This is a genomic window from Achromobacter sp. ACM05, assembly GCF_019218915.1.
Lineage (GTDB): Bacteria > Pseudomonadota > Gammaproteobacteria > Burkholderiales > Burkholderiaceae_B > Achromobacter > Achromobacter animicus.
The window spans coordinates 760,404-783,322 of the sequence record NZ_JAHUWQ010000003.1; the positions used below are offsets into that span (position 1 = coordinate 760,404).

The following is a 22,919-nucleotide window of genomic DNA, read 5'->3' on the forward strand; positions in this document are numbered from 1 at the left end:
TCGCGGACGGCGCGCCTTGCCTCAGGCGGCACCGTCGATGATACGGCCCGTCACCCCGCCCGGCGCGGAAAACGCCGGTACGCAACGGCAAGCCGATGTAACGGCAGTTCGGCCACGGGTGCCGGTCGCGCGCCCCGGCCGATTGAGATGGGCCGGCCACATCAAGAGGCCGCGTGAGCGCATCAGGCAAAATAGCGGCATCTCCTTCACTCCTACCCAAGAGCCGTAGTCATGCCTCGCATCCTTGCCCGCTACGCCTGCGCTGTCGCGCTGGCTGTTCCCGTCCTGTCCGCTCAAGCCGAAATCGTGATCGGCGTGGACGTGTCCACCACGGGCCCCGCCGCCGCCATCGGCATCCAGACCAACAACGCGATCCGGCTGTGGCCCAACACGCTGGGCGGCGAGCCTGCTCGTTACGTGGTGCTGGACGACGGCACGGACGTGAGCCGCGCGGTCAAGAACATGCGCAAGCTGACGTCCGAAGACAAGGTAGACGCCATCGTCGGCCCCAACATTACGGCGTCTGCATTGGCCGGACTGGACGTGCTGGCCGAGACCAAGACGCCGATGATTGCGTTGGCGGCGTCCAGCGTCATCGTCGAGCCGCAGTCGGATCCCAAGCGCACCTGGGCCTTCAAGATGCCGCAGAACGACTCGCTCATGGCGACCGTGCTGGTCGAGGACATGAAGAAAAAGGGCCTGAAGAACGTGGCCTTCATCGGCTTTGCGGATTCCTACGGCGATAGCTGGTGGAAAGAGTTTTCGGCCGCCGCCGGCTCGGACCTGAAGATCGTGGCGCAGGAACGTTTCCAGCGCACCGACGCCTCGGTCGTCGGGCAGGTGCTCAAGGTCATTGCCGCCAAGCCCGACGCGGTGCTGATTGCCGGCTCCGGCACGCCGGCGGCGCTGCCGCAAAAGACGCTGCTGGAGCGCGGTTTCACCGGCGCTGTCTACCAGACGCACGGCATCGGCACGCTCGAGTTCCTGCAGGTGGGCGGCAAGGACGTGGAAGGGACGTTGTTCCCCACGGGCCCGGGCGTCGTGGCGCGCGAGCTGCCCGATTCCAATCCGGTCAAGAAGGTGGCCGTGGAATTTGCCGACAAGTATGAACAGCAATACGGCCCGAACACGCTGACGCAGTTCGCCGGTGATGCCTACGGCGCCTGGATGCTGCTGGACTCGGCCGTGTCGCGCGCCTTGAAAACCGGCGCCAAGCCCGGCACGCCGGAATTCCGCCTGGCGCTGCGCGACGCGCTGGAAAACACCCGCGATCTGGTCGTGCCCAATGGCGTCCTGAACATCACCAAGGACAATCACCAGGGCTTCGACGAGCGCGCCCGCGTGATGGGCACGGTCAAAAACGGGCGTTTTTCGTACGCAGAATAATTGGTGCCATATCTCTGTACCGTTCGTAACGTGTTCTAACGCTCCATAGGGCAACGGACGGCAAAAGCAGGCTTAGGCCTGCTTTTTCATGCCTATATCATTCGTGTCCGAATCATTTCTTAGCGTATTATTTTTAGTGAAGCCATGCACCTAGAAATAAATTCGGGAGAAATAATTCATGACCCTCATCCAATCCAGACGACTGTTGCTGGCCCTGAGCCTGGGCGTGCTTGCCGCATGTTCGGACTCGGGTGGCGACAAGTCCGCGGCCGGCGGCGGCGAGACCGCCAGTAACGCCAGCACCCTGGAAGCGGCGAAGGCAGCGGGCAAGATCCGCATCGGCTATGCCAATGAGGCGCCGTTCGCGTACATGGATAGCAAAGAGGCCAAGGTCACCGGGGAATCCGTGGAGATTGCCCGCGTGGTGCTCAAGCGCATGGGCATCAACGAAGTCGAAGGCGTCCTGACCGAGTTCGGATCGCTGATCCCCGGCCTGGCCGCCAAGCGCTTCGATATCATCGCGGCCGGCATGTACGTCACGCCCAGTCGCTGCCAGCAAGTCGCGTTTTCCAATCCGACGTATGGCGTTGGCGAAGCGTTCCTGGTCAAGCAGGGCAATCCCAAGAATCTCCACAGCTACGAAGACGTGCTCAAGAATCCGGACGCCAAGCTGGGCGTCGTGGTTGGCGCGATCGAGGGCGAGTACGCCGAAAAGGTCAAGATTCCGGCCGGCCAGGTGGTCGTGTTTCCGGATGCCGTCAGCGCGTTGTCCGGCGTGCAGGCGGGCCGCGCCGATGCCTATGCCGCCACCGCGCTCACCGTCAACGACCTGATGGGCAAGACGCAGGAGGGCAGCGGGCTGGAGAAGGCCGATCCGTTCACTGATCCGGTCATCGACGGCAAGGGCGTTCGCGGCTACGGCGCCTATGCCTTCCGCACGGACGACAAGGCCTTCGTGGATGCCTTCAACGCCGAACTGGCCAAATTCATTGGCACCGACGAGCACAAGCAGCTTGTGGCGCCTTTCGGCTTTACCGCCGACGAACTGCCCCAAGGGGTGACCGCGGACAAGCTCTGCAGCGGACAGTAAGGGGCGCCGATGCAGCTGATGTCTGAACATATCGCGGAGCTGGTGCCGCCCCTGCTTGAGGGGTTGGCCGTCACGCTCCAGATCATGGCGGGCGCGGTGGTCCTGGCGGTGCCGCTTGCGCTGCTGTCCGGGATCGGGCGGCTGTCTTCCCTGCGGCCGGTGCGGTGGACGGCGTCGGTGTACGTCGAGGTCTTTCGCGGCACGTCCGCCCTGGTGCAGCTCTTCTGGTTCTACTTCGTGCTGCCGCTGTTTGGCGTGCAACTGCCGGCCATGCTGGTCGGCATCGTGGTGCTGGCGCTGAACGCGGGCGCGTACGGCGCGGAAGTGGTGCGCGGCGCCATCCGGGCCGTTCCGCCCGGGCAGCGTGAAGCGGGCGTGGCGCTTAACCTGACGCGCCGCCAGATCATGCAGCGCATCGTGCTGCCGCAAGCGGTGCCCGCCATGTTGCCGCCGGCGGGCAACCTGCTCATCGAGCTGTTGAAGAACACCGCGCTGGTGTCGCTGATCACCATCACCGACCTGACCTTCCGCGGCCAGTTGCTGCGCAGCGAAACGCTGCGCACGACCGAGATCTTCACGCTGATGCTGCTGATGTACTTCGGCGTGGCGCTGCTGATCACCGCGGGCGTGCGCCTGCTTGAGCGGAGGGTCCGAGTCCGATGACACCGATATTCGACTGGTCTTTCGCACTGGAAATCCTGCCCACGCTGGGTTCGGCGCTCGTCATCACCATCCAGGCCACCGTGCTCGGCATGCTGGTGGCGGTCACGTTGGGCCTGGTGCTTGCGATGCTTCGTCGATCGAAGCTGCGCATCGTGTCGCTGCCCACGGCGTTCTTCATCGAGTTCGTGCGCAGCACGCCGCTGCTGGTGCAGATGTACTTCCTGTTCTACGTCCTGCCGCTGACGGGGGCGCAGATGTCGCCGCTGATGACGGGGATCGTGGCGCTGGGGTTGCACTATGCCACCTATTGCGCCGAGGTCTACCGCGCCGGCATCGAGGCCGTGCCGCGCGGCCAATGGGAAGCCGCCACGGCATTGAACATGTCGCGCTGGCGCACGACGGTGGGCGTGGTGCTGCCGCAGGCGATTCCGCCCGTGGTGCCCGCGTTGGGCAACTACCTGGTGGCCATGTTCAAGGACACCCCGCTGCTGTCGGCCATCACGGTGGTCGAACTGCTGCAGCAAAGCAAGATGATCGGATCGGCGACGTTCCGGTACACCGAACCCCTGACCCTGGTGGGCCTGCTGTTCCTGGCGCTGAGCCTGGTCGCGGCCTGGGGCGTGCGCGGCCTGGAGGCCCGCCTGCAACGATTTGGAGGAAAGCGATGAGCGCCAGCGTAAGCATCAAGAATCTGCACAAGCGTTTTGGAGACGTGGAAGTCCTGCGCGGCATCAATCTCGAGATTCCGGCGGGGCAGACGGTGGCCGTCATCGGTCCGTCGGGCTCGGGCAAATCCACGTTGCTGCGCGTGCTGATGACGCTGGACCCGCCCACGAGCGGCGAGATCGAGATCGACGGCGAACCCATGTGGACCGATGCGCAGGGCCGCCCCGCGGGCGTCAACTCCGAACACCTGCGCAACGTGCGCGGCAAGATCGGCATGGTGTTCCAGCACTTCAACCTGTTCCCGCACATGACGGCGCTGGGCAACGCCATGGAGGCGCCGCTGCACGTGCTGGGCATGCCGCGCGACCAGGCCCGCGATCGCGCCGTCGAGTATCTGGAGATGGTGGGGCTGGGCGACAAGCTGGACGTCTATCCGGCGCAACTGTCGGGCGGGCAGAAGCAGCGCGTCGGCATCGCGCGCGCGCTGGCGATGTGTCCGCAGGTCATGCTCTTCGATGAGGTCACGTCCGCGCTGGATCCGGAGCTGGTCGGCGGCATCCTGCAGATCCTGCGCGACCTGTCCGCCCGCCGCAGCATGACGATGATCATCGTCACGCACCAGATGAAGTTCGCCGAACGCAGCTCGGACCGCACGCTGTTCTTCGATCAGGGCAACATCGTCGAAGACGCCGAATCGTCGGTGCTGTTCAGCCAGCCCAAGGAGGCGCGCACGCGCCAGTTCCTGGATTCGGTGATCGAAGGACAGTAGGCGCGCGCTTAAACCCTGCCGGGGGCGTTGGGATTTGGGGGCGTTTGCGTGTCCGGGCGCTATGCTGTGTCGTCCAACGCTCCCGGAGCCCCCTAGCATGAGCCATCTGTTCAGCCCCACGTCAATCGGCAACGTCGAACTGCCCAACCGCATCGTCATCGCACCCATGTGCGAATACTCGGCGGAAGAGGGCCGTGCCACCGACTGGCACATGATTCACCTGGGACATCTGGCGCTATCGGGCGCGGCGCTCCTGTTTACCGAAGCCACCGCAGTCGAGGCCGATGGCCGCATCTCGCCGGGAGACCTGGGCCTGTGGTCCGACGAGACCGAAGCCGCACTGGGCAAGGTGGTCGCCGCCGTGCGCCGCTACTCGCCGATCAAACTGGGCATCCAATTGGGACACGCCGGGCGCAAGGCATCCAGCGATGCGCCCTGGAACGGCGGGCAACTGGTGCCCGAAAGCGACGGCGGCTGGCTGGGCTGGGCGCCGTCGGCTGTGCCGCACAACGCGCACGAGCCCGCGCCGCATGCACTGGACGAAGCGGGTCTTGAGCGCGTCCGCAATGCGTTTGTCGACAGTGCCCACCGCGCGCTGCGCCTGGGTTTCGATGCCATCGAGGTGCACGCCGCGCACGGTTATCTGCTGCATCAGTTCCTGTCGCCGCTATCGAATCGGCGCGACGACGCGTACGGGGGATCGCTGGAAAACCGCATGCGCTTTCCGCTGGAAATCTTCCAGGCCCTGCGCGACATCACGCCGCCTTCCGTGGCGCTGGGCGTGCGCGTATCGGCGACGGACTGGGTGGAGGGCGGCTGGGACCTTGAGCAAACCCTGGTGTTCGCCGAGGCGCTGAAAGCGCGCGGCTGTGAATTCATCGACGTGTCCAGCGGCGGCGTGTCGCCGCAGCAGAAGATTCCGGTGGGGCCGAATTACCAGGTCCCGTTCGCCCAAGAGATCAAGCGCCGGATCGGCATGCCGACCATCACGGTGGGATTGATCACCGAGGCCCAGCAGGCCGAGGACATCCTGGCGCAGGGCAAGGCAGACATGGTCGCGCTGGCGCGCGGCATGCTGTACGACCCGCGCTGGCCGTGGCATGCGGCGGCCGAACTGGACGGCCAGGTCAGCGCGCCGAAGCAATACTGGCGGTCGCAGCCGCGTGAGCTGAAGGCGCTGTTTGGCGAGACGCGCTTCGGACAGCGATAGGCTGCCAGGCAAGGTCCATGAAAAAACGCCGCGATCGCGGCGTTTTTTTCGTCAGAATTCTGCGGGCAGCTTTTCGCGCCAACGGTTTGCGAGCAGCGCCGGCCGTCATCGGCCACGCCGTCTACAGCTTGGCGTATGCGGCTTCCAGCTCGTGATGCAACACGTCGGCAAAGTCCGCGCTGGCGGGATCCTGCTGCGACAGCAGCCGCGCCAGCACGACGTTGTCTTCCTCGCCGTTCCAGATCTTGATGTAGGTGCCTTCCTTGTAGCCGTGCTGCTGGCGGAAAATGTTCAACACGTTCTTGGACACGTATTGCGTGTAGGCGTCGTTCCAGGTCATCTCGCAGGCAGTCATCGTCTGCTCCAGGACCTTGAAGCTGGCGCGTCCGCACACGGCCAGTCCGCCGATCAATTCGAGCAGTTCCGGCACGTTCAGTGAGTCCAGCGCGTAGGTCTTGCCGTCCAGGACGACGGAGGCCGGCGTGGCCAGATCGGCCACAAGCGCGCGGGCGGCGGCTTCGACGTCGCCAGCCGACTGGACGATCGTGTGCGACAGATAGAAATGCAGGATGTCGACCAGTTCCATCTGGACCTGCGGCAGGTCGATGGTCTGCTTCTTCCACCACTTCCAGCCGTAGTGCTCCAGGGCTTCGGCCGATTCGACGAACGCGGCGCGCAGGAAGCGGGCGCCGCCGTTGATCCAGTCCGGATTGATCATGCTGTTCAGATGGCCTTGCAGCTTCAGCATCGTGGCCGCCTGGGCCTGGTTCAATCCGACTACGTTGTTCACTTTCACTCCGGGAGGGGCTGGTTCAATGGCCGGAAATGTTAGCACCAACGCCAACCAGCCAAGCCGCAGCGTGTCAGGCGCCGTCCTTGCGGTATGACGACGGCGTCAGGGGCGGCAGCTTGTTCAGCGGCGACTTGCGCGGGTTGCGCGCGCTGCTGGCCGCCTTGAACAGCATGAAGGCAAAGAAGGCCAGGAACACGGCGGGCATCAGTTCGTCCAGTTCAAACCGGGGGCTGTGAAACGCGCGGAAAGCGATGTTGGCCGCGGCCCAGCCTGCCATGATGCCGGCCACCGTCAGCACGGCGCCGATCTTGCGTGACCGCGCCTGGCGGGCGAGCGTGATGTTGGCCTCGTCGGGCTGGCCCGGGAACGTCGCCAGGGGCGCTTCGGATGCCGAACGCGCACGCGGGGATGGCGACGCGGTATTGCCCCAAGGCGCGTCGGACAGCGAACCGGACGTCGGGGAGGGCGGGACGGCCACGGGCATCGGCACGGCAACCGGCGCCGTCTGCCTGCGCGTTTCGCGCCGGCTGGCGATGCGGCCCGGCGAGGCGCCCTTCGCGTTGGTCAACTCTTCTATATAGCGCGCGAAATCGCCGTTCTTGGGCTCGGCATCAATGGCCATGACGCTCTCCGGATCAATTGCCCCGCCGCGCGCGCACCGGTTGGCGGCGCTTGCGCACCATGGCGAGGAGAAGCCCGCATCCTAGCAAAACCGAGAGCCCCGCGCCGATCATCATGGCGATCTGCTGCGCGTTCTGCGCCGTGCCCAGGCTGCGCGCGGTGATGTAGCCGGGCGCCAGCATCAGCGGCATCCACAGCACTGCGGACAGCACGTTGGCGAGCTGGAAGCGGCCATGCGCCATGCCCATCACGCCCGCCACCGTGGGAATGGTGGAGCGGATGGGGCCCAGAAAGCGGCCGATCAGCACCGACGCAAAGCCGTAGCGGTAGAAGAACAGCCGAGCCCGTGCCACGCCGGTGCGCTGCTGCTTGAGCGGCCAGCGCCGCAGCACGCTGGGCCCCGCCCAGCGGCCCAGATAGTACGAGAGCGCGTCGCCCACGATCGCGCCGGCGATGCCCCAGGCGATCACGCCCCAGGGCGCGAGCGTGCCGGCGCCGATCAGGCCGCCCGTCAGCAGCATCAGGGCGGTCGCGGGAATGAAAAGTCCCAGGAGTACCATGGACTCGCCCAGCGTGAGCAGGAAGGTGATCGGTCCGGCCCAAGCCTGGTTGGCTTCGATGAACTGGCCGATCTGGGTGATGTATTCATCCATGATGCAAAGTTGAAAATTAGCTGAACGCAATCGGGTATGTTAACGCCTGCGCGGCCGGCCGTGAGGCGGCTAGGCCATTTGGCGGAACGCTCGACGTTGGAGAAACATGGATTCAGTTACACAAGCGGTGCTGGGCGCCAGCATTCAAGGCGCCATGCTGGGGCGCGTGCAGGGCAGACGCGCCCTCATCTATGGCGCGGCGCTGGCCACCTTGCCGGATCTGGATGTCCTGATGAGCTACCCGGACCCGGTGTCGCTCATGACCTATCACCGCGGCTTCTCGCATTCCGTTTTCGTGCTGACCGGCCTGGCGATGCTGCTGGCCTGGCTGATACGCAAGTATTGGCCCAATGCGCCCTATGGCGGGCGAAGGCTGTTCCTGACGATATGGCTGGTGCTGGTGACGCATCCCATTCTGGATGCGTTCACCGTCTACGGCACCCAGTTGTTCTGGCCGCTGGCCCTCACGCCGGAAAGCTGGTCGACCGTGTTCATCATCGATCCGGTCTACACCGTGCCGCTGCTGTTGGGCGTCCTGTTTGCCATCGCGGTCGGAATGACCCGCAACGCGCGCCGCTTCATGGTGGGGGCGCTGGTCTTCAGCACGCTATACCTTGGTTTCGGGCTGGCTGGCCGCATGGCGGCCGAGCATCGCGTGCGGGACGCCATGCAGGAACAAGGCGTTACGGTGACGCAATTGCGCGCGGTCCCCATGCCGTTCAACACCTTGGTGTGGCGGGTGTTTGCCAAGACCGGCGATGGCGACTATTACGAATCGGTCAGCAGCCTGTTCGACCGCGATCCGCCGGAATGGGTGCGTTTGCCGCTCAATCTGGACGCCGGACGCGTGCTGGCGGGCGAGCCGCTGCACGAACGGCTGCGTTGGTTCACGGATGACTGGCTGCGGTATGACGTGATCGGCGATGCGCTGGTCGTGTCGGACCTGCGCATGGGCATGGCGGGTCACTACACCTTCCGGTTCAAGATGGCCGAGCGTGCGACGGATGGCACGTGGCGCGCGGTTACGCCGTCCGTTTGGCCGACCAGCCGCGGCGGCTGGAATGAGATGAAGCTGGTGCTCGGTCGCATCCTGCATGCGCAACCGCCGCTGCCGCTGGCCGAGTGGTCCGAGCTGACGAAGCAGTAGGCTGAAGTCGGGCTGACGGCTCGCACGAACAAGGCTCCCGCGACCCGGGAGCCTTTTTTCTTGTGCGGCCGTATTGACCTGTTTCCGCTGCTTGCATTATTCTTGTTCGCTAATAAGGAACTTCGGTTCCGTTAAATGGAACAAGCATGAGTATTCTTGACGGCGTTCAACGCGTGCTGTCGCTGTACGCAGAGGGCGCGGCCGAACTGAGCTTTACCGAGGTCGCCGCGCGGCTGGCCATGCCCAAAAGCACGGCTTCGCGTCTGCTGAACCAGATGCAGAACTACGGCATGCTCGATCAGGACGCCGCCACGCGCCGCTATCGGCCTGGCGCGCTGCTCGCGCAGGCCGTGCGTGCCGGTATGGCCGCCACGCCGCTGGACGAGGCCTGCCGCGCCGTCCTGGCCCGGCTGTCGGACGACAGCGGACTCACGGCGTATCTGTCCACGCTGAATCAGCGCGAGACCGTCGTGCTGCAACGGCTGAATGGCTCGCACCCCGTGCAGGTGCTGTCGCCGCCCGGATCGCGCCGCGCCGCGTCGGGCACGGCGATGGGCCGGGCGCTGCTGTCGCGCCTGACCGACACCGAATTCCTGGCCCTGTATGGCGCCGATCCCGCCCAGTCGCTGCCGATGGAAGGACGAGACTGCCCGGCCACCGTCGGCGACCTGGCCGCGTTGGTGGCGCAGACGCGCGCGGACCACTGCGGCGTGGCGATCGACCAGGCTATGCCGGGCATCGGCGCCGTCGCGGCGGCCGTGCGCGACCCCGCCACCGGCGAACTGCGCGGGCTCTGCCTGTCGTTTGTCTCGTTCCAGGCTGATGCGGCGCGCGTTGCGGTGCTGCGCGAATCCGTGCTGCAGCACGTCGGTGCGCTTGGGCGCGAGCTCAACGATCCCTACTGGCTGAACTGACCTACCGAATGCCTTGCGGCGGCCTCGCCGCCGCATCCAGAACCATCACCTATCGGACTTCATTCATGAACCTTCTGCTCCTCAGCAATTCCAGCAGCGACGCCGGCTATCTGGTGCACGCCATGGCCGACATCCGCGAACTGATCGAATCCCTGCCGCAAGGCGCGCCGGCCGTGTTCGTGCCGTTCGCGGGGGTCACGCGCAACTGGGACGACTACACGGCGCTGGTCACGTCGGCATTGGTCGACACGGGCCTGGCCATCCAGGGCCTGCACACCGCGCAGGATCCGGTCGCGGCACTGGAAGGCGCATCGGTCATCATCGTGGGCGGCGGCAACACGTTCAACCTGCTGGGCGAATTGCGCCGCCAGGGCCTGCTCGACGTCGTGGCGCGCCGCGTGCGCGAGGGCGCGGCCTACCTGGGCTGGAGCGCGGGTTCCAACCTGACCTGCCCCACCATCTGCACGACGAACGACATGCCCATCACCGACCCGAAAGGCTTCGACGCGCTGGGGCTGGTGTCCTTCCAGATCAATCCGCACTACACCAACGCGCATCCTCCCGGCCACCGCGGCGAAACGCGCGCCCAGCGCCTTGCCGAGTTCTGCACGCTGAATCCGGCCATGCCGGTGCTGGGCCTGCCCGAAGGCGCAGGCCTGCGCGTGCGCGGCGCCAAGATCGCGCTGGTTGGCCCGCACGACGCGCCGCTCTTCCTGGGCCGCGAAGAACCGCGCATGTTCCGTCCTGGCCCGGTGGAGATCCCGGCATGAAGCAGGTGATCGACGCCATCGAATTGCTGTCGTCCGCGCACGTCACGGGCGAATCCGTGGCACGGGTGCTACGCGACGCGGGCAATTGCGAAGTCGAGGTCACGCCTCTTGCGCGTGACGGCTTGGCCACGGATTTTCTGTCCATCGTGATTCCCGGCCTGGATGATTCGGCTCCGCAATTGGGCATCGTCGGCCGGCTGGGCGGCATCGGTGCGCGCCCCGCGGTGACGGGCCTGGTGTCCGACAGCGACGGTGCGGTCGTGGCGATTGCCGCCGCGCTTAAGCTGATGGCGATGGCGAAGCAGGGCGACGTGCTGCCCGGCACGGTCCGCATCCGCACCCACATCTGCCCGCGCGCCGGCACGCGCCCGCATCATCCGGTGCCGATGATGCGCTCGCCGTTCCCCATGCGCGAGATGATGTCGCACGAAGTGGATCCGCGCATGGACGCGATCCTGTCGGTGGACACGACCCGCGGCAACCGCCTGGTCAACAAGCGCGGCGTGGCGCTCACGCCGGTCGCCAAGCAGGGCTACCTGCTGCGCATTCCCGAGACCATGCTCGACGTCATGGGTTGGGTCAGCGGCGAACTGCCGGTGACGCTGCCCTTGACCACGCAGGACATCACGCCCTACGAAAACGGGTTGTGGCACGTGAACTCCCTGATGCAGCCGGCCATCGTCACGGACGCGCCGGTCGTCGGCGTGGCCTTGACGGCGCAGACCACCGTGCCGGGTTGCGCCACGGGCGTCACCAACGCCGTGGATGCCGACGTCGCCATGCGCTTTTGCATCGAGGTCGCCAAGCTCTACGGGCAGCGCGCCATGACCTTCTTCGACGCCGCCGAGTGGGGCGCGCTGCAGGCCCGCTACGGTTCGATGGCGCACCTGCAGACCGTCGGCCGCGAAGACGGAGCCGCGCAATGAGGGCCCTCACACCGCGCCGCGTCGCGTTCTTCACCATCGGTCAATCGCCGCGTAGCGACGTGGTGCCGGAGATGGCGCCCGTGCTCGGCGCCCATGTGCGCATCGATGAGTTCGGCGCGCTCGATGGCCTGGACGCCGCCGCTTTGGCCGCGCTGGCGCCGCGACCGCGCGAATACCGCTTCGCCACGCGCATGCGCGACGGTTCCCAGATCGAACTGGACGCAGCCGCTGCCGAGGCGCGCTTGGCCGACGTGATGCGCCAGGCGGACGGCCAGGGCTACGACATCCTGGTCCCGCTGTGCACCGGCACGGCCATCGCGCCGATGCGCACCCTGGTGGTCGAGCCGCAGCAGGTCGTGGATCACCTGGTCGCGGGCCTGGCGCAGCATTGCCGCAAGGTCGGGCTGGTGGTTCCGCTGGAAGCGCAGGTCGACGCTTTTCATATGGCCGTGCCGCTGGAATGCGAAACGCAGGTCGTGCACGCGTCGCCGTACGAGGCCGACGCGCAGCACGCCGCCCGCAACTTCGAGGCCGCCGGACGCGAACTGGCGTCGTGCGATCTGATCGTCATGCACTGCATGGGCTACGCGCAGTCCATGCGCCAAGCCGTGGCGCAGGCATCGGGCCGCCCCGTGCTGTTGTCCAACCGCCTGGTCGCACAGGCCTTGGCACAAATACTGGAATAACGCCGCCGGACGCAATCCCGAAGTTCCGGCCGCACAGGTTCGCGCGGCCGGTCCGGGCGAGCGGCGAGAGGAGACGAAGCCGACTTCGTCAATCAATCGTTGGGAGTTTTTTATGATCAGCCGTACCTTGCACCGCGCCGCTGGCGCTCTATTCGCCGTCGCCGCGCTGTCGGCCACTTCGGCGTATGCCGCCGACGCCTGGAAGCCCGCCAAACCCGTGCGCCTGCTCGTGGGCTTCGCGCCGGGCGGTTCGGCCGATACGCTGGCCCGCCTGCTGGCCGAGCCGCTGTCAGCCCGCCTGGGCCAGCCTGTCGTCGTCGAGAACCTGGCCGGCGCCGGCGGCAACATCATGGCGTACCGCCTGAGCCAGGCGCCCGCCGACGGCTACACCATCGGTATCGCCGCGGCCGGTTCCATGGCCATCACCCATGTCCTGAATCCCAAGGGCACGAACTACAAGCCCGCCGACTTCACGCCCATCACGCTGGCCGCGGTGCAGCCCAATGTGGTCATCGTGAACAAGGACGTGCCGGCCAACAACCTGGCCGAACTGAAGGAATATTTCCAGAAGACGCCGACGGCTACGTACGGCACCGCGGGCGTCGGCATCTCCAACCACCTGATCGCTGAGACCATGCTGTACAAGCTGGGCGTCAAGGTGCCGCACGCCGCCTATCGCGGCGCCGCGCCCGTGATCACCGACCTGCTCGGCGGCCACATCGCCATGACGATGGACAACATTTCGACCGCTGCACCGTTGGCGTCGCAAGGCAAGGTCAAGGCAATTGCGGTAGCGTCGATCAAGCGCGCCGCGCAATTGCCCAACGTGCCGACGCTGGACGAGCAAGGCCTGAAGGGCTTTGACATGCCGACGTGGCAAGGCGTGTTCGCGCCCGCCGGTCTGCCCGCCGACGTGCTGGCCGCCTATTACGCCGCACTGCAGGACGTGCTGAAGCAACCGGCGCTGATCGAGAAGATGGCCGGCCTGGGTTCGGAGCCCGTCACCGGCATGACGCCCGAGAAGTTCAGCGAGTTTCTTGAAAACGACCGCAAGCAATGGGCGGACATCGTTAAAGCCGCGAACATCAGCCTGGAGCAGTAAGGCGCCGCAAGCGGCTTGAACCGCTGCAAAGCAAAACGCCAGACCCGAGAGGGCCTGGCGTTTTTTTTGGAGCGCCGGAGAAGAGGCGGCGGCTTGTCGGAGCATGACGCGCGGCAATGCGCCACCGCGTCAGGCCGGCATGCGCGCCGCGATCTCCGCGATGAGACGGCGCGCGGCATCCAGCTTGTTGCCGGCGGGCAGCGGGTGTGTGCCTTGCGCGTCGAACAGCACCAGTTCGGTGGTGTCGGCGTCCATGACCTTGTGCGCCAGATTGCCGACCAGCAGCGGGATGCCTTTGCGCGTGCGCTTGGCTTCGGCGTGCTCGGCCAGCTTTTCCGTTTCGGCGGCAAAGCCCACGCACCAGGGGCCATTTTCGAGCTTGGCCACTTCGGCAAGGATGTCCGGATTGGGCTCGAATTCCATCAGCGGCGCGCCGCCGCCTTCGCTGGTTTTCTTCAGCTTCTGCGTGCTGACGTTCTTGACCCGCCAGTCGGCTACAGCGGCCACGGCGATGAAGATATCGGCATCGCCCGCACTGGCCATCACGGCGTCGTGCATTTGGCGCGCGGTGGTGACGGGCAGGGCGGTTACGCCTCGCGGGATGGGCAGGAATGTGGCACCGGTGATGAGGGTGACGCGGGCGCCGGCCTCGCGGGCGGCGCGCGCCAGTGCATAGCCCGTCTTGCCGGAAGACCGGTTGCTCAGCACACGCACCGGGTCCACGGGTTCAGAGGTGGGGCCTGCGGTCAGCAGCACGTGGCGGCCGGCCAAGAGCTTGGGCTGGAAGAAGGCGATCAGGTCGGTCAGGATCTCATGGGCTTCGAGCATCCGACCGTCGCCGGTTTCGCCGCAGGCCTGTTCGCCCGCCGAGGGGCCCAGCACGGTGACGCCGTCGCCGCGGAGGGTTTCGACGTTGCGCTGCGTGGCCGGGTTGGCCCACATTTCGCGGTTCATGGCGGGCGCCACCAGCAGCGGACAGGCGCGGGCCACGCACAGCGTGGACAACAGGTCGTCGGCCATGCCGTGTGCCACCTTGGCCATGAAGTCGGCGCTGGCGGGCGCGATCAACACGGCGTCCGCCCCGCGCGTCAGGTCGATGTGCGCCATGTTGTTGGGCACGCGCGCATCCCAGGCGTCCACGAACACGGGTCGGCCCGACAGTGCCTGCATGGTGACCGGCGTGATGAAGTGCGTGGCCGCCTCGGTCATCACCACATCCACCGTGGCGCCTTGTTCGGTCATGCGCCGCACCAGCTCGGCGATTTTGTAGCAGGCGATGCCCCCGGTCAGACCGAGGACGATGCGTTTGCGGGCGAGATCGAGCATGAGGACGGGACGGCGGGTTAACGCCGCATAATCGTGGAAGTGAGAGGGATTTTATTCTGCATTGCCGCAATGCGCCGTTCGTCATGCATTAGAGGGGGCATCAAACCGGACGAAAGCCGCGGAAGGCGCAGCATGGGTAGGCCTGATGAAAGCAGAAAGGGGCGCAAAGAGGGCTGCTGAATGGGGGCGCAAACAGGCGCTTCGAAAAGGCGTTGCGAAGAGGCACTGCAAAAAGGCGGTGAAAAAAGGGGGGGCGTTGCCCTCCCCCCGTCGCGTCACGCTTGTGGCTTGCGGGCACGAAGCAGTTCGTCCAGCACCAGCAGCACGGCGCCGCAGGTGATACCGACGTCCGCAATGTTGAAAGCGGGGAACTGCCAGTCGTTCCAGTAGAAGAGCAGAAAGTCCACCACGTGGCCATACACCACGCGGTCGATGACGTTGCCGATGGCGCCGCCCAGGATGAGCGTGAGCGCCAGGCTGAAACGCGGCTGGCCGTGCGTACGGCGCAGCATCCATACGATGACCACCGCCGCCACGACACCGAGCCCGGTGAACAACCAGCGCTGCCAGCCTTCTTCGGACGCCAGGAAGCTGAAGGCGGCGCCGCGGTTGAACACCAGCGTGAAGTCGAAGAAGGGCAGGATGTTGACGCGCTCGCCGTACTGGAATGACGTGTTGAAGTAGACCTTCGTCAACTGGTCCAGCACGATGATCAGCAACGCCAGCGCCAGCCAGCCACCCACGCGCGCGGGCGCGGCGCGGGCGGGGGCAGTGCCCGTCACTCCGGGTTCGGCGGGGCGGGCCATGTTCAAGCCTTGTCGCGGGCTTCGCCCGAGCCGAACAGGTTGGACACGCAGCGGCCGCAGATCTCGGGATGATCGGCGTCCTGGCCGACGTCAAGACGCCAGTGCCAGCAACGTTCGCACTTCTTGTGGGCCGACGGCGTGACCTCGATGCGGGTGTCACCTTCGCCCGCGTGCACCGCGGCGCGCGAGACGATCAGGACGAAGCGCAGGTCGTCGCCCAGGCTGGCCAGCAGTTGCTGGTCTTCGCCGTTGGCGTACAGGTCGACTTCGGCCTGCAGCGACGAACCGATATCGCCCGCCGTACGCACTTCTTCCAGCTTGCGCTGGACCTCGGCGCGGATGGCGCGCAGGCGCGTCCACTTGGCGGTCAGAGCATCGGCGTCCGCAAACGGCGGCAGCACGTGATAGACCTCGGTGAAGATCGTGGCGCGGGCGGCGTCGGCCTGGTTCTTCAGGGCGGACGCAACCAGTTCCTTCCAGGCCTCTTCCGCCGTGAACGACAGGATGGGCGCCATCAGCTTGAGCAGCGTCTGCGTGATATCCAGCAGGGCCGTCTGCGCCGAGCGGCGGGCGCGGCTGTCGGGGGCCGACGTGTAAAGGCGATCTTTCAGGATGTCCAGGTAGAACGCACCCAGGTCTTCCGAGCAGAACGTCTGCAAACGCGAGACGGCCGGATGGAAATCGTAGCGTTCGTAGTTGGCCTGCACTTCCGACTGCATCTGCGCCGTCATGGCCAGCGCGTAACGGTCGATCTCGAAGAGCTCGCCGTAAGGCACCGATTGCGACACCGCATCGAAGTCAGCCAGGTTGGCCAACAGGAAGCGCAGGGTGTTGCGGATGCGGCGATAGCCTTCCACCACACGCTTGAGGATCTCGTCCGAGATCGACAGCTCACCCGAGTAGTCGGTGGAGGCCACCCACAGGCGCAGGATTTCGGCGCCCAGGGAATCGGAGACCTTCTGCGGGGCAATCACGTTGCCGACCGACTTGCTCATCTTGCGGCCCTGGCCGTCCACCACGAAGCCGTGCGTCAGCAGGGCCTTGTAGGGCGGCTGGCCGTACAGCATGCAGCCGGTCAGGAGCGACGAATGGAACCAGCCGCGATGCTGGTCCGAGCCTTCCAGGTAGAGGTCGGCGGGCCAGGCGAGTTCAGCGCCATGCGAACCGGCGAATTCGCCGTCCTTGCCGCCCAGCACCGTGGCGTGCGTGCTGCCCGAGTCGAACCATACGTCCAGCGTGTCGCGGTTCTTTTCGTACTGGTCGGCTTCGTCGCCGAGAAGCTCGCGGGGATCGAGCGCCTGCCAGGCCTCGATGCCGCCCTGTTCGACGCGCTGCGCCACCTGTTCCAGCAATTCGGACGTGCGCGGATGCAGTTCGCCGGTTTCCTTGTGCACGAAGAACGCCATCGGGACGCCCCACTGGCGCTGGCGCGACAGGGTCCAGTCCGGACGGTTGGCGATCATGGCATGCAGACGGGCGCGGCCCCATGCGGGGTAGAACGCCGTGGCGTCGATGCCGGCCAGCGCCGATTCGCGCAGGGTCGGGCTGCCGTCCTTGGGCGCGACATCCATGCCCGCGAACCATTGGCTGGTCGCGCGGTAGATGATCGGCGTCTTGTGGCGCCAGCAGTGCATATAGCTGTGCTTGTGCTTTTCGACGTGCATCAGCGCGCCGGCTTCCTTGAGCGCTTCGACGATCTTGGGGTTTGCGTCCCAGATCGACAGGCCGCCAAAAAGCGCCAGGCTGTCCACGTACTTGCCGTCGCCCATCACCGGGCTGATGAAGTCGGTGTCCTTCATGCCGTGCTCCTTGCACGACACAAAGTCTTCGATACCGTAAGCCGGTGCCGAGTGCACCACGCCGGTGCCGGAGTCTGCCGTCACGTAGTCGCCCAGGTACACGGGCGCCTTGCGATCGTAGGCAGCGTTGAACTGCGCCAGCGGATGGCGGAACTCGATGCCTGACAGGGCCTCGCCGGGCGCCGTGGCGATGACTTCGCCTTCGAGGTCCCACGATTTCAGGCAGGCTTCGACGCGTTCCTTGGCGATGAGCAGCAGGGGACCGAACTTGGGCGTGGCAGCCGAAGTGACCCGCACCAGCGCGTATTCGATTTCGGGATGGACGTTCAGCGCCTGGTTGGACGGAATGGTCCAGGGCGTGGTCGTCCAGATCACGATGGCGCCGTCGTCCACCGAATCCAGGCCGAAGGCTTGGGCCAGCCGCTTGTGGTCGGCGAACGGGAACGCGACGTCGACGGCGGGATCCACGCGATCCGCGTATTCGACTTCAGCCTCGGCCAGCGCCGAGCCACAGTCAAAACACCAGTTCACCGGCTTCAGGCCACGGAACACGTAGCCCTTGTCCAGGATGCGGCCCAGCGCACGGATCTCGTCGGCCTCGTTGCTGTAGTTCATCGTCATGTACGGACGATCCCACTCGCCCAGCACGCCCAGGCGCTTGAAGTCCTTGCGCTGGCGATCGATCTGTTCGAGGGCGTAGGCGCGGGCCTTGGATTGCACTTCCGCCACGGGCAGGTGCTTTCCGTACTTCTTTTCGATCTGGATCTCGATGGGCATGCCGTGGCAGTCCCAGCCCGGCACGTAGTGCGCGTCATAGCCGGCCATGTTGCGGCTCTTGACGATGATGTCCTTCAGGATCTTGTTGACCGCGTGGCCGATGTGGATGTCGCCGTTCGCATAGGGCGGGCCGTCATGCAGCACGAAGCGCGGCCGGCCGCGGCTGGCCGCACGGATCGCCTGGTAGACGTGGTTTTCCTCCCATTGCGCAATCCAGGCGGGCTCGCGCTTGGCGAGGTCGCCCCGCATGGGGAAGGGGGTATCGGGCAGGTTGAGGGTCTTTTTATAGTCCATGAACGGCAAAATAGGCGCGCGCGTTTCGCGCGTCTTCGGCGATGGCGGCAGTCAGGGAAGGGAGATCAGGAAATTTTTCTTCGTCCCGCAGCTTTTGCAGGAATTCAACGCGTACGAGTTTACCGTAAGCGTTGACGGACTCGTCGAGCAGGTGTGACTCAAGCAGCACTCTGCCGCGGTCCTCGACCGTCGGGCGCACGCCCAGGCTCGCCACCGCCGGCAGTGCGCGGTCGGCCAGCCCATGAACCTGCACCACGTAGATGCCCGACCGCGCGGCGCATCGTTCGGCCACACGCAGGTTCATGGTGGGATAGCCGAGCGTACGGCCGAGCTTCTGGCCGTGGATCACGTGCCCGCTGATATGGAACGGATGGCCCAGCAGATGGCGCGCGCGCTCCAGGTCGCCCACGGCCAGCGCGGTGCGCACCTCGGAACTGGAAATGCGGTGACCTTGACGGTCGGTCACGTCCGCCAGCGTCTGGACCTCGAAGCCATGCACCATGCCGGCTTCGCGCAGCAGGTCGATATCGCCGCTGCGCTTGTGCCCGAAGCGAAAATCTTCGCCCACGAGCAGCCATTTGGTCTGCAGGCCCTGCACCAGAAGGTGCTCGATGAAGGCGTTGGCCGACATTTCAGCCAGCCGGGCATTGAACCGCTCGACCACGACCTGCGATATGCCGTAGCGCGCCAGCGCGGCCAGCTTGTCGCGCAACCCCGAAATGCGGGTCGGCGCCAGTTCCGGACGTTGGTTGAGGGTGGCGAAATACTCCCGCGGGTGCGGCTCGAACGTCATCACGGCCGGCGTCAGCCCGCGTTCGCGGGCCACCTGGCAGACGCGGGCAAGCATGGCCTGGTGCCCGCGATGGACGCCGTCGAAATTGCCGATTGTCAGCGCGCAAGGGGCGCGCCGTTCGGGCGGGGGCAGGGATCGGTAGATGCGCAGCGATGGTTTCACGAGCGAGAGTTTACAATTTTGGATTACGGGTTTGTTCGTATCCCGCCCGCAGGGGGGGGCTCAGCCGCCTTTGCGGGCACGGCGTGCGCAGGGCGTGCGCCTGATTTCGGGACCGGAACCGCCCGTTTTCCCTTGGAATTGTTCATCTTGCCGGAAACTTCTTCTATCAAGCGCCGCCTCGTCATCCTGATCTCGGGGCGGGGCAGCAACATGCAGGCGCTGGCCGAGGCCTGCCGCGACGAACACTGGCCGGCGGAAATCGCCGCCGTCATCGCCAGCCGTCCCGACGCCGGCGGCCTCGAATGGGCCGCCGCGCAGGGCATCCCCACAGCGGCCCTGTATCACAAGGACTACGCCAGCCGCGAAGCCTTCGATACCGCGCTGGCCGCCGAAATCGATCGCTATGCGCCCGACTACGTCATCCTGGCCGGGTTCATGCGCGTGCTGACGCCCGGTTTCGTCAATCATTACGCCGGCCGCCTGGTCAACATCCACCCCTCGCTGCTGCCCGCATTCCCCGGCCTGCACACCCATGCGCAGGCGCTGGCCACCGGCGTGCGCGTGCATGGCTGCACGGTGCATTTCGTCACCCCGGTGCTGGACCACGGGCCCATCATCGCCCAGGGCTGCGTGCCGGTCCTGGCGGGCGACACGCCTGAATTGCTGGCCGAGCGCGTGCTGGCCGTTGAGCACCAGGCCTTTCCGGCTGCCGTTCGCTGGCTTGCCGAAGGGCGGGTTACCCTGACAAACGATCACCGCGTGGCCGTCCAGGGCGACCCCGTGCGCCTTTTTTCCTGGTCGCCGGCCGCTTGAACGGCCCTGAAAAGCATTTTTCGGGCGGAACGCTTCCGCCCTATTGGAATACACCATGACTAAACCCCAATCCCCGCGTTCCCGCCCGGCCGGCTCCTTCGGCGCCGCCTCGGAAGGCCGCGACGGCCGGTCTTTTTTCTCGCGTCCCAAGGGCGACGCCCGCAAACCGGCGCCGCGTGACCGGGCCGAATCCGGCGACCGCGCGCGCGACGAGCGCACGAGCGATCGCGGCGGCTACGGCCAGGACCGCGGCGAGGGCCGGGGCCGCCCCGATTCCCGCTCGTCGTTTGGCGGACAGCGCAATGAAGGGCGCGGCAGCGAACGCGGTTCGTACACGCAGGACCGCCGCGAAGGGCAGGGACGCCCGGATTCGCGTTCCTCGTTTGGCGGTCAGCGGGGCGAAGGGCGTGGTTCCTATGGACAGGATCGCGGCGAAGGCCGAGGCAGCGAGCGCGGTTCGTACAGCCAGGACCGCCGTGAAGGTCAGGGACGCCCGGACTCGCGCTCGTCGTTCGGCGGCCAGCGCGGCGAAGGTCGCGGCTCCTTCGGCCAGGATCGCGGCGAAAGCCGTGGCGGCGAACGCGGTTCTTACAGCCAGGACCGCCGTGAAGGTCAGGGACGCGCGGACTCGCGCTCGTCGTTCGGCGGCCAGCGCGGCGAAGGTCGCGGCTCCTTCGGCCAGGATCGTGGCGAAGGCCGTGGCGGTGATCGCGGTTCGTACGGCCAGGATCGTCGTGAAGGTCAGGGGCGCCCGGACTCGCGCTCGTCGTTCGGCGGCCAGCGAGGCGAAGGTCGCGGCTCCTATGGACAAGATCGCGGCGGTGCCCGTGGCGGCGAACGCGGTTCGAATGGACAGGATCGCAGCGAAAGCCGAGGCGGTGAACGCCATTCGTACGGCCAGGACCGCCGTGATGAGCAGGGACGTTCGGACTCCCGCTCCTCTTTCGGCGGCCCGCGCGGCGAGTCGCGCGGCGGCGAGCGCGATCACGCCCCGCAAAAGCCCCAGTCCAATCGACCCCGCCTGTCGCATGCGGCCATCCGCATCGATCAGGTGCAGCGCGTGCTGGGCGAAATCCTGCAATGGACCTATCCGGCCGACGCCGCGCTCTCGCACTGGCTGCGCCATCACCCGAACCTGGGCGCGCGCGACCGTTCCGAAGTCGCCGAGGCCGTCTATGACGTGCTACGCCACCTGCGCCGCTACCGCCAGTACGGCGAAAGCGGTGTCGGCCCCGCGTCGCGCCGTCTTGCCATCCTGGGCCTGAACGCGACCCTGGGCGCCGCGTTCCTGCAGGAGGGCATGGATGCCGCCGAGGCAGAGTGGCTGCAACGGGTCACGCGTATCGACGTCGCGACCTTGCCCCGTGCCGTGCGCGGCAGCATCCCCGACTGGCTGGACGAGCGCCTGAGCGCCATGGAAAGCCCCGAAACGCTGGTGGAAGCCCTGAACCGCCAGGCCAGCCTGGACCTGCGCGTGAACCCGCTCAAGGCCGAGCGCGACGCCATGCTGGCGGAACTGCAACAAGGGGCGGGCCGTTATGAGCCCACGGCCATGCCTTTTTCGCCCTGGGGCATCCGGATGGAAGGCCGCCCCGCCATCAACCGGTGGCCCCAGTTCGAAAACGGCAGCATTGAGGTCCAGGACGAAGGCAGCCAACTGCTGGCCCTGCTGGTCGCCCCGCGCCGTGGCGAAATGATCATCGATTTCTGCGCAGGCGCCGGCGGCAAGACGCTGCTGCTGGGTGCACTGATGCGTTCGACCGGCCGGCTGTACGCCTTCGACGTCTCGGCGGCCCGCCTGGCGCGCGCCAAGCCGCGCTTTGCCCGTAGCGGCCTCTCGAATGTGGTCCCGGTGGTGATCGACAACGAGAACGACGCGCGTGTGAAGCGCCTGGCCGGCAAAGCCCAGCGCGTGCTGGTCGACGCGCCTTGCAGCGGCATCGGCACCCTGCGCCGCAATCCGGACCTGAAGTGGCGCCAGCACCCCGAGGCGCTGGCGGAACTGGGGCAGCTCCAGGAACGCATCCTGAACAGCGCCGCGCGCTGCGTTGCGCCCGGCGGCCGCCTGGTCTACGCCACGTGCAGCCTGCTGGCCGAGGAAAACGAAGTCCAGGCTGACCGCTTCCTGGCCAGCCATCCGGACTTCGAACGCGTGGATGCCGCCGAAATCCTGGGCGCGCGTTGCGAGTCCCTGAAACTGGAAGGCCCGTACGTGCAACTGCGTCCGGATCTGCACGGCACCGACGGCTTCTTTGCCGCTGTGTTCGAACGCAAGAAGAAGGGCGCCGGGACGGATGCCGCCGAGGCTGCTGAAGCCAACCTCGCCGACGAGGACGACCAGATCGACGCGGCCGATGGCGCTGAGGCCGAAGCCCAAGCGGGCGCCGACGCTCAGACCGTTACTGCCGAGGAAACCACCGTCGAGGAAGCCGAAGTAAAAGCTTCCGACGTCAAAGAAACGGAAACTGCGGTCAAGGACCCGGCGTAACGCCCACCGTTGCACTGTAGCGGCGGGTTCCGATGGTCTTGTTCTGGTACTTCACTTCCCAGGACAGGGTGTCGGAACCCGGCTGGTCGGCCTGGTAGACAACCTGCGCCACCGGCACCGATTTGTACGCGCAGCGCCCGGAATTACTGGACTGCCCGCGTGTCTGCTGGATGCTGGCCTTGCCCAGTGTCGGCATCTGGGTGATCGACACGCGCGGCGCCCGCAGCGCCAGGCAGTCCGACCCGCGGATCTCATAGTAAGAAGC

At 66.3% G+C, this 22,919-nt stretch carries 22 protein-coding genes; 14 read left to right on the top strand and 8 right to left on the bottom strand.

Annotated elements, in window-relative coordinates; translation table 11 throughout:
- Positions 1-231 precede the first annotated feature (231 nt).
- From KW836_RS21915 to KW836_RS21940, 6 genes are all read left to right on the top strand, one after another.
- Positions 232-1,386: an ABC transporter substrate-binding protein gene (locus tag KW836_RS21915; RefSeq protein WP_175123455.1), complete on the top strand. Its 1,155-nt coding sequence runs from the start codon at positions 232-234 to the stop codon at positions 1,384-1,386.
- 178 nt (positions 1,387-1,564) lie between these two features.
- Positions 1,565-2,476, top strand: a complete 912-nt coding sequence (gene ehuB / locus KW836_RS21920; protein ID WP_218344740.1) for an ectoine/hydroxyectoine ABC transporter substrate-binding protein EhuB — start codon at positions 1,565-1,567, stop codon at positions 2,474-2,476.
- 9 nt (positions 2,477-2,485) lie between these two features.
- A complete protein-coding gene (ehuC, locus tag KW836_RS21925) occupies positions 2,486-3,139 on the top strand; it encodes an ectoine/hydroxyectoine ABC transporter permease subunit EhuC (RefSeq protein WP_105239463.1) in 654 nt (217 codons plus the stop codon).
- Complete coding sequence (ehuD, locus tag KW836_RS21930) at positions 3,136-3,807, top strand: ectoine/hydroxyectoine ABC transporter permease subunit EhuD (RefSeq protein ID WP_175123452.1); 672 nt, start codon at positions 3,136-3,138, stop codon at positions 3,805-3,807. The genes ehuC and ehuD overlap by 4 nt, the downstream gene beginning before the upstream one ends.
- Complete coding sequence (gene ehuA / locus KW836_RS21935) at positions 3,804-4,574, top strand: ectoine/hydroxyectoine ABC transporter ATP-binding protein EhuA (RefSeq protein WP_105239461.1); 771 nt, start codon at positions 3,804-3,806, stop codon at positions 4,572-4,574. Before ehuD ends, ehuA begins: the two co-directional genes overlap by 4 nt.
- Positions 4,575-4,671: 97 nt before the next feature.
- Positions 4,672-5,784: an NADH:flavin oxidoreductase/NADH oxidase gene (locus tag KW836_RS21940; protein ID WP_218344741.1), complete on the top strand. Its 1,113-nt coding sequence runs from the start codon at positions 4,672-4,674 to the stop codon at positions 5,782-5,784.
- Between the two features lie 121 nt (positions 5,785-5,905).
- Here the strand turns inward: KW836_RS21940 and KW836_RS21945 are convergent, their stop codons facing one another.
- The 3 genes from KW836_RS21945 to KW836_RS21955 form a co-directional block, all read right to left on the bottom strand.
- On the bottom strand, positions 5,906-6,556 hold the full coding sequence (locus KW836_RS21945; protein ID WP_218344800.1) for a dUTPase: 651 nt from the start codon (positions 6,554-6,556) through the stop codon (positions 5,906-5,908).
- Positions 6,557-6,647: 91 nt separating this feature from the next.
- On the bottom strand, positions 6,648-7,199 hold the full coding sequence (locus tag KW836_RS21950) for a hypothetical protein (protein WP_218344742.1): 552 nt from the start codon (positions 7,197-7,199) through the stop codon (positions 6,648-6,650).
- Positions 7,200-7,212: 13 nt separating this feature from the next.
- Positions 7,213-7,851 (bottom strand): DedA family protein, encoded by a 639-nt coding sequence (locus KW836_RS21955; protein ID WP_175123449.1) that lies wholly within the window; start codon positions 7,849-7,851, stop codon positions 7,213-7,215.
- Between the two features lie 106 nt (positions 7,852-7,957).
- On the opposite strand from KW836_RS21955, the gene KW836_RS21960 reads away from it, so the two are divergent.
- The 6 genes from KW836_RS21960 to KW836_RS21985 all read left to right on the top strand — a co-directional run bounded on the left by KW836_RS21960 (position 7,958) and on the right by KW836_RS21985 (position 13,396).
- A complete protein-coding gene (locus KW836_RS21960; protein ID WP_218344743.1) occupies positions 7,958-8,998 on the top strand; it encodes a metal-dependent hydrolase in 1,041 nt (346 codons plus the stop codon).
- Between the two features lie 146 nt (positions 8,999-9,144).
- On the top strand, positions 9,145-9,912 hold the full coding sequence (locus KW836_RS21965) for an IclR family transcriptional regulator (RefSeq protein WP_218344744.1): 768 nt from the start codon (positions 9,145-9,147) through the stop codon (positions 9,910-9,912).
- Between the two features lie 65 nt (positions 9,913-9,977).
- Positions 9,978-10,682: a dipeptidase PepE gene (gene pepE / locus KW836_RS21970; protein WP_218344745.1), complete on the top strand. Its 705-nt coding sequence runs from the start codon at positions 9,978-9,980 to the stop codon at positions 10,680-10,682.
- Entirely contained in the window at positions 10,679-11,608 is a 930-nt protein-coding gene (locus tag KW836_RS21975) for a DUF1177 domain-containing protein (RefSeq protein WP_218344746.1), read from the top strand. The genes pepE and KW836_RS21975 overlap by 4 nt, the downstream gene beginning before the upstream one ends.
- The gene (locus tag KW836_RS21980; protein ID WP_218344747.1) at positions 11,605-12,294 is read left to right on the top strand and encodes an AroM family protein; all 690 of its coding nucleotides are present in this window, start codon (positions 11,605-11,607) and stop codon (positions 12,292-12,294) included. The genes KW836_RS21975 and KW836_RS21980 overlap by 4 nt, the downstream gene beginning before the upstream one ends.
- A 112-nt stretch (positions 12,295-12,406) precedes the next feature.
- A complete protein-coding gene (locus tag KW836_RS21985; protein ID WP_175183823.1) occupies positions 12,407-13,396 on the top strand; it encodes a tripartite tricarboxylate transporter substrate binding protein in 990 nt (329 codons plus the stop codon).
- Between the two features lie 129 nt (positions 13,397-13,525).
- Here KW836_RS21985 and coaBC read toward each other — a convergent pair whose 3' ends face one another.
- The 4 genes from coaBC to KW836_RS22005 all read right to left on the bottom strand — a co-directional run bounded on the left by coaBC (position 13,526) and on the right by KW836_RS22005 (position 19,353).
- Positions 13,526-14,722, bottom strand: a complete 1,197-nt coding sequence (gene coaBC / locus KW836_RS21990; RefSeq protein ID WP_218344748.1) for a bifunctional phosphopantothenoylcysteine decarboxylase/phosphopantothenate--cysteine ligase CoaBC — start codon at positions 14,720-14,722, stop codon at positions 13,526-13,528.
- A 275-nt stretch (positions 14,723-14,997) separates the two neighbouring features.
- Positions 14,998-15,528: a signal peptidase II gene (gene lspA, locus KW836_RS21995; RefSeq protein WP_218344749.1), complete on the bottom strand. Its 531-nt coding sequence runs from the start codon at positions 15,526-15,528 to the stop codon at positions 14,998-15,000.
- A gap of 2 nt (positions 15,529-15,530) precedes the next feature.
- Complete coding sequence (gene ileS, locus KW836_RS22000; protein WP_175123440.1) at positions 15,531-18,398, bottom strand: isoleucine--tRNA ligase; 2,868 nt, start codon at positions 18,396-18,398, stop codon at positions 15,531-15,533.
- The gene (locus KW836_RS22005; RefSeq protein WP_175123439.1) at positions 18,388-19,353 is read right to left on the bottom strand and encodes a bifunctional riboflavin kinase/FAD synthetase; all 966 of its coding nucleotides are present in this window, start codon (positions 19,351-19,353) and stop codon (positions 18,388-18,390) included. The genes ileS and KW836_RS22005 overlap by 11 nt, the downstream gene beginning before the upstream one ends.
- A 147-nt stretch (positions 19,354-19,500) precedes the next feature.
- On the opposite strand from KW836_RS22005, the gene purN reads away from it, so the two are divergent.
- Together purN and KW836_RS28180 are read left to right on the top strand one after the other, a co-directional pair.
- Positions 19,501-20,166 (top strand): phosphoribosylglycinamide formyltransferase, encoded by a 666-nt coding sequence (gene purN, locus KW836_RS22010; RefSeq protein WP_175123438.1) that lies wholly within the window; start codon positions 19,501-19,503, stop codon positions 20,164-20,166.
- A 1,060-nt stretch (positions 20,167-21,226) separates the two neighbouring features.
- A complete protein-coding gene (locus KW836_RS28180; protein WP_370633067.1) occupies positions 21,227-22,654 on the top strand; it encodes an RsmB/NOP family class I SAM-dependent RNA methyltransferase in 1,428 nt (475 codons plus the stop codon).
- On the opposite strand, the gene KW836_RS27985 is transcribed toward KW836_RS28180, so the two are convergent.
- Positions 22,638-22,865 carry a hypothetical protein gene (locus KW836_RS27985; protein WP_370633058.1) on the bottom strand — a complete coding sequence of 76 codons (228 nt, stop codon included), beginning with the start codon at positions 22,863-22,865 and terminating at the stop codon, positions 22,638-22,640. The genes KW836_RS28180 and KW836_RS27985 overlap by 17 nt on opposite strands.
- Positions 22,866-22,919: the final 54 nt, after the last annotated feature.

Coding starts and splice junctions, on each gene's coding strand:
- KW836_RS21915 (WP_175123455.1), top strand. CDS start 232: ATGCCTCGCATCCTTGCCCGCTACGCCTGCGCTGTCGCGCTGGCTGTT.
- ehuB (WP_218344740.1), top strand. CDS start 1,565: ATGACCCTCATCCAATCCAGACGACTGTTGCTGGCCCTGAGCCTGGGC.
- ehuC (WP_105239463.1), top strand. CDS start 2,486: ATGCAGCTGATGTCTGAACATATCGCGGAGCTGGTGCCGCCCCTGCTT.
- ehuD (WP_175123452.1), top strand. CDS start 3,136: ATGACACCGATATTCGACTGGTCTTTCGCACTGGAAATCCTGCCCACG.
- ehuA (WP_105239461.1), top strand. CDS start 3,804: ATGAGCGCCAGCGTAAGCATCAAGAATCTGCACAAGCGTTTTGGAGAC.
- KW836_RS21940 (WP_218344741.1), top strand. CDS start 4,672: ATGAGCCATCTGTTCAGCCCCACGTCAATCGGCAACGTCGAACTGCCC.
- KW836_RS21950 (WP_218344742.1), bottom strand. CDS start 7,199: ATGGCCATTGATGCCGAGCCCAAGAACGGCGATTTCGCGCGCTATATA.
- KW836_RS21955 (WP_175123449.1), bottom strand. CDS start 7,851: ATGGATGAATACATCACCCAGATCGGCCAGTTCATCGAAGCCAACCAG.
- KW836_RS21960 (WP_218344743.1), top strand. CDS start 7,958: ATGGATTCAGTTACACAAGCGGTGCTGGGCGCCAGCATTCAAGGCGCC.
- KW836_RS21965 (WP_218344744.1), top strand. CDS start 9,145: ATGAGTATTCTTGACGGCGTTCAACGCGTGCTGTCGCTGTACGCAGAG.
- pepE (WP_218344745.1), top strand. CDS start 9,978: ATGAACCTTCTGCTCCTCAGCAATTCCAGCAGCGACGCCGGCTATCTG.
- KW836_RS21975 (WP_218344746.1), top strand. CDS start 10,679: ATGAAGCAGGTGATCGACGCCATCGAATTGCTGTCGTCCGCGCACGTC.
- KW836_RS21980 (WP_218344747.1), top strand. CDS start 11,605: ATGAGGGCCCTCACACCGCGCCGCGTCGCGTTCTTCACCATCGGTCAA.
- KW836_RS21985 (WP_175183823.1), top strand. CDS start 12,407: ATGATCAGCCGTACCTTGCACCGCGCCGCTGGCGCTCTATTCGCCGTC.
- coaBC (WP_218344748.1), bottom strand. CDS start 14,722: ATGCTCGATCTCGCCCGCAAACGCATCGTCCTCGGTCTGACCGGGGGC.
- lspA (WP_218344749.1), bottom strand. CDS start 15,528: ATGGCCCGCCCCGCCGAACCCGGAGTGACGGGCACTGCCCCCGCCCGC.
- ileS (WP_175123440.1), bottom strand. CDS start 18,398: ATGGACTATAAAAAGACCCTCAACCTGCCCGATACCCCCTTCCCCATG.